Origin of the sequence: Pseudomonas sp. KCJK9000 (genome assembly GCF_046230725.1) — a bacterium.
Classification (GTDB): Bacteria; Pseudomonadota; Gammaproteobacteria; order Pseudomonadales; family Pseudomonadaceae; genus Aquipseudomonas; species Aquipseudomonas promysalinigenes.
On sequence record NZ_JBJJLN010000007.1, the window covers coordinates 141,828 to 147,866 of the forward strand.

Below are 6,039 nucleotides of genomic sequence, written 5' to 3' on the forward strand. Positions count from 1 at the left end.
ACGGTAGAACCGGCCGGCACGCGCTAGTTCAACAAGGCATGCTGCACGTCCACGACAGTCGCCGCCAGGCTGCTCAGATGCAGGTCCAACACTTGCTCCACTGGCGCTTGGTCCAACGGCCAGTGCAGAGCGATGCTGCCTGCCAATTGCCCATGTATCCGCACCGGCAAGGCAATTGCCCGGATCAGAAACGGCAGCCGCACTGGATACTCCCAATAGCCCTCGGTACGTTGGCCAAAGCCCTTTTTGACATCCCGTTCCAGGTCATCCATCACGGCCTCGGCAGCCATTGGCTCATGGGCTGCCAGGCGCTGAACCTCTTCTTGCGCCAGCTCTGTCAGGCACGCCCTGCCCATGGCCGAGTGAAACAGGCTGGCATGCTGGCCAACGATATGGCAGTTGTTCGGATAACGCTTGCGCAAAACTTGCGGTATGGCACTTTCCATCACCTCCAGGCGCTCACCATCGAAGCACGACAAGTCGGCTACCAGCCCAGTGCGCTCGCTTAGCTCCAGCAACAAAGGCGCTGCGCTTTCCACCAACTGGCGCTTGAAACGTTGCTGGCGGTCACCGAACAAGCGGCGGGCGCACAGGCGGTAGCGCCGGTCATTCAAACCACGGTAGACCCAGCCTTGCTCCTGCAAGGTAGCGAGCATGCGTGACGCTGTAGCCTTCGGGAGGCCGGTGAGGTAATGCACCTCTTCCAACCCCAATGCCTGATGCTCACCCAGCAATTCGACGATGGCCAGCGCGCGCTCGACCGAACGCACGCCACCGGTGTCTGTCGCTATGCCCATGTCTGTGACCTCCCTGGCGCTGCGTGGATGATCATCATGCCCAGCAAGATACGGGCCGCGTCAGCCCTTCAGCCGCTCACAAGGCTTGGCGGTGGGCGCCGCTGCACCCAGCGGGTCAGTTGCTCATGGGCGTAAGCCAGTTGCAGCACAGCATGGTCTGCCTGGGCCGGGCCTATGATCTGCAGGCCCGTCGGCAGGCCTGCGGCATTGAAACCGACCGGCACGCTCATGCTTGGCAAGCCCGCCAGGGTTGGCCCGATCACCACCTCCATCCAACGGTGATAGGTGTCCATGGGCCGCCCGCCAACCACTTCAGGCCAGGCCAGGGCTGCGTCGAAAGGGAACACCTGGGCAGATGGCAGCAGCAGATAATCGTAACGCTCGAACAAGCTGAGCAAGGCCTGGTACCACGCACTGCGATCCAGCGACGCTTGATAGACCGCCGCAGCGCTAAGCTGCAGGCCACCCTGCACCTCCCATTGCGCCTCGGGCTTGAGCAGCGCCCGTTTGCCAGGGTCGGCATAGGCCGCCGCCAGGCTGCCGTGCACCAGGAAGTGGCGGTGGGTGAGCCAACATTGCCACAAACGCGCCAGGTCGAAGGCCGGCTGACAAGCCTCGACGTTGCAGCCCAAGGTGGCAAAATCGGCCAGGGCTGCTTCGCACAGGGCCATCACCCCGTCTTCCATGGGTAGATAGCCGTCGTAATCGCCCAGCCAGCCAATTCGCACACCGGTGAAATCCCGCTGCAGCCCCGCCGCAAAATCCCGCTCGCCATCATTGAGTGACAGCGGCGCCCGCCGATCATACCCAGCCTGCACTGTCAGCAAGCGGGCGACATCGGTCACGCTGCGCCCCATTGGCCCCTCGGTGGCCAGCTGCTGCACGAACAGCTCCGGAGCCGGGCCATACGGCACCCGGCCTAGGGACGGGCGCAAGCCGAACACGTTGTTGAACGCAGCCGGGTTGCGCAGCGAGCCCATCATGTCGCTGCCATCGGCTACTGGCAGCAAGCGCATGGCCAACGCTGCCGCAGCGCCGCCGCTGCTGCCTCCGGCCACACGGCTGGCATCGTAGGCATTGGTGGTGGTGCCAAACAGCGGGTTGTAGCTCTGCGAGCCCAGCCCGAACTCCGGCACGTTGGTTTTACCGATGATGATCGCGCCACTGGCCCGCACCCGCGCCACGCTGATGGCGTCGTGGGCCGGCAGGTGTTCGGCGAACAGCGGCGAGCCCAGGGTAGTGCGTAGCCCGGCCGTGGCGGCCAGGTCCTTGATTGCCTGGGGCATTCCATGCATCCAACCGCGGGACTGCCCGCACGCCAGCTCCAGGTCGCACGCTTCGGCTTCGGCCAGCAGGGCCTGGGGCGAGCGCAGCGAGACCAAGGCATTGACCTGGGGGTTGCAGTGCTCGATGTGGCCCAGGTAAGCCTGCATCACCTCACGGCAACTGACCTGCCGAGCATGAATGGCTTGAGACAAGGCCTCGGCATCTAGGGCAACGATTGGGTCGAGGGCAAGCGCGTTCACGGTTTCACTCCAAGGTTGTAGTTCCCGGCCTTGCCGGCGCGCGGTGCTTCTTTCAGGCAATAGGTGCCAAGCAGGGTCAGCAGGCAGGCGAACAGCACATAGAACGAAGGGGCCACGGGTGTGCCTAGAACCTGGCTAAGCCAGGTCACGATCAACGGCGCGAAGCCACCGAACACCATCACCGCCACGTTGTACGCCACCGACACACCGGTAGAGCGCACCTCTACCGGGAACTGCTCGGCCAGTGCGGTGGGTGCCGGGCCAAAAAAGCCTCCAATGACCGAACACAGCAGCAGTTGCATCACTAGCAAACGCTGCACCGAAGGTGCGGCGGCCACCCATACATAAAGTGGGTACACCATGACGAAGAATGCCAGGGTGAAGGCCATCAGTACGGGCCGACGCCCCAGCCGATCCGAGAGCACACCGGCCAGGGGGATGACCACGGTCATCACCCCGACGGCGAGCATCTGTACCAGCAACACCTGATCCAGCGGCAGGCCAAGGTTCTTGTGGGCAAAGGTGGGCATGTTCACCAGCACCACATAGAACGACACCGTCGCGCCACAGGCCAGGCCCATCGACACCAGGAGGCTGCGCCGGTGCTCGCTCAACACCCACCACAGGCCCGGCGCCTGGCCCTTGGCCTGCTTGCGAGCCTGCAGAAACTCCTCCGGCTCCTGCATGTGCCGGCGAATCCACAGACCCACCGGGCCGATCAGCAAGCCGAACACGAACGGAATTCGCCAGCCCCAGCTATCCAGCGCCTGGGGCGTACACAGGTGAGTGACCAGTGCGACCATCGCCGCCCCACTGAACACCGCAAGGCACTGCCCCACCAATTGCCACGAGCCATACAGCCCCTTGCGATGGGCCGGCGCACTCTCCACCAGAAACGCCGTGGCGCTGGCATACTCGCCTCCGGTAGCAAAGCCCTGCAGCATCCGCGCGACCACGATCAACAGCGGCGCGCCCATACCAATGGCCAGGTAATTTGGGGCGAACGCGATCATGGCGATCGACACCGTCATCAAGCGAATGATCAACTGCATCGCCGCTTTGCGCCCCTTGCGGTCGGCGTAAACCCCCAGCAGCACGCCACCCACCGGACGCATGAAAAAGCCCACGCCAAAGGTGGCCAGTGCCATCAGCAGCGAAGCGTATTCGTCGTCAGAAGGGAAAAACTGGCGGGCGATGATGCTCGCCAGAAAGCCGTACACGATAAAGTCATACCACTCCAGCGCATTACCGATGACCGCCGCGACCACTTGCCGGGTACGCGACGCGCCTGTGTTGGAAATCTGCATGGGGAACGCTCCCTTTTTTGTTCAAGTGATCGCCCAGGCGCAGCCGCGCCCAGGGCCGAGCGGCAGTTGTCAACACAGGGGCAATCAGGCCGGCTTAAGCCAGCTCTCGGTCAGCGCGGCCCAGTAGGCGGCGCCGGTCAGCAGAATGTCGTCGTTGAAGTCGTAGCCGGGGTTGTGCACCATCGGCCCTTGCATGCCGTTACCAATAAACAGGTAGGCACCGGGGCAGCGCTGCAGCATCCAGGCAAAGTCCTCGCTGCCCATCAGCTTGCGGGTGCTGCCATCGACCTTGTCAGCGCCGAGCAGCGCTACCCCCACCTGCTCGGCGAAGGCATTTTCGGCTGCATGGTTGACCAGCACCGGGTAGGCCGGGCGGTGCTCGATGCTGGCGGTGCAGCCAAAGCTTTGCGCCTGGCTGACGATGATCGCCCGCACCCGCTCAAGGGTCTGCGCCCGCACCTGCGCATCCAGCGCACGCAGGCTCAGGCGCAGCAACGCCTGCTGCGGGATCACATTGGCAGCCTCGCCTGCCTGGAACGCGCCAACGGTTACCACCGCCGCTTCCTGGGCATCGATATTGCGCGCCACCACGGTCTGCAACGCCATCACCACACTGGCTGCGGCCACCAGGGGGTCGACGGTCAGATGCGGCATGGAACCATGCCCGCCAACACCCGCGATGGTCACGCTGAGCAAGTCTTGCGAGGCCATCATCGGCCCTTCCCGCAAGCCCAAATGCCCGGCCGGCAGCCCTGGCATGTTGTGCATGCCAAACAGCGCGTCACAGGGGAAGCGCTGCAGCAAGCCATCGGCCAGCATCGCCTCGGCCCCGCCCTGGCCCTCCTCCGCAGGTTGGAAAATCAGCGTCAACGTGCCATCGAACTGCCGCGTCGCAGCCAGGTAACGCGCTGCACCGAGCAGCATGGTGGTATGCCCATCATGCCCACAAGCATGCATACAGCCTTGGTGACGGCTGCTGTAGGCCGCACCGGTAGCTTCGTGAATGGGCAGCGCATCCATGTCGGCACGCAACCCCAGCTTGCGCGTACTGCTGCCATTGCGCAGCACCCCTACCACTCCGGTTTTGCCGATACCGGTATGCACCTCATAACCCCACTGCTGCAGCAGCGAGGCAACCAGCGCCGACGTGCGGCTTTCTTCGAAACCCAGTTCAGGGTGGGCGTGGATGTCGTGGCGGATGGCGTGCAGGTCGCAGGCCACGTCGTTAAGCCAAGCCAGGATGTGCTGATGTCGCTGCATGGGAATCTCCTCGCGCGGGTGGGCCCCGGTTCTTGTTGTTCGCTTGAGATCACGACGGAGCTGGCAGGTCGTGTTAGGCGACAGATAAGCGCGAGTGGTGAGGGAGTACAAACTAATGTGGTTCCACGGGGTGGAACTAGTGGTACGCACATAGGGTTGCAGGCGAGGATTTGCGCTGCACTGCAGGTGTACGGGGATGCTGGCGGTCGCGGGCATGTCGAGTGAAGTGCAGGACGTGGCCGTTGGCGGTTTGCTGAGTGCAGCGGCAGCTGGGTGTTGTTAGCCGGGCAGGTTGCCGGCGCATTGCACTTCCAGCTCGCTGCCGGGTACGTCGGTGAGCTAGCTAGTTCTTGATGCGGATGCATTCAAAACGCCCAATACTCAATGTAACTTGGCAATTATCTCATCGCGAGGCTTGGTATCCTCCAAGAATATTGCCATCCAAGCATTCATGACCTCGAATACATCAACATCCAATTCTGGAACCATTGGGTGTTCGTGCCACCATATCAAACCCTCCGTATCCCCCCGCTTGGCTGCATCTACCGCGACATAGTCTCCAGCTCCGTTTGAAAAGACCGTAATCCATTGCTTAGCGAACGAGTCATCATCCTCATCGACCAAATCTGAAACACGGGGTTGGTCACCAAGGCTTTGCGGCCCCATCGAACGTGCAGGAAAGAACGTGTACCCGTCGTGCACATCACGATAAAATTCTTGAAGCCTGGCTGGAAGCCCATTGAAGTTTACGTTATCAGCGGTGTAAGCCTCCACAGGCATCCCACCCACATAATAATAAAGACCGTTTGCATCGTGAAAAACATATACAAGTTTAACACTAGCGCCTAGCATCAACACCGTGCCCAGCAAGCTACCGTTGAATAACGAAATGACAGACGGGAATTCGTTTGAAAAAGAATTCCAACTTTGCGGGTATACAGGCGAACTTTCGAGGTTCAGCCCGAATCGCTCCCAACTCTTAGGCAAACATAAATCAGCAGGAACATCATTGTGATCGAAGCATATTTTACAATCAGCAAAAGTATTTTCAATATCCTGAATAATATCGTTAAGCGTGATCATTCTACCCCCTACAAGAAGCCAGAAATCATTTGCTGCAGTTAAATTTCTAATTTCGTAGCGAGATCC

General features: G+C 61.3%; 5 protein-coding genes. All 5 read right to left on the reverse strand.

Going from position 1 to position 6,039, the window contains the following annotated elements:
- Positions 1–23: 23 nt before the first annotated feature.
- On the reverse strand, positions 24–797 hold the full coding sequence (locus ACK59H_RS05605) for an IclR family transcriptional regulator (RefSeq protein WP_060479513.1): 774 nt from the start codon (positions 795–797) through the stop codon (positions 24–26).
- A gap of 68 nt (positions 798–865) precedes the next feature.
- Complete coding sequence (locus ACK59H_RS05610; RefSeq protein WP_060479512.1) at positions 866–2,323, reverse strand: amidase; 1,458 nt, start codon at positions 2,321–2,323, stop codon at positions 866–868.
- Entirely contained in the window at positions 2,320–3,630 is a 1,311-nt protein-coding gene (locus ACK59H_RS05615) for a citrate-proton symporter (RefSeq protein WP_060479511.1), read from the reverse strand. The genes ACK59H_RS05610 and ACK59H_RS05615 overlap by 4 nt, the downstream gene beginning before the upstream one ends.
- Positions 3,631–3,714: 84 nt before the next feature.
- Complete coding sequence (locus ACK59H_RS05620) at positions 3,715–4,890, reverse strand: M20 aminoacylase family protein (protein ID WP_288440713.1); 1,176 nt, start codon at positions 4,888–4,890, stop codon at positions 3,715–3,717.
- Positions 4,891–5,271: 381 nt separating this feature from the next.
- On the reverse strand, positions 5,272–6,039 hold a 768-nt coding region (locus ACK59H_RS05625; protein WP_409264297.1), incomplete at its 5' end, for a hypothetical protein.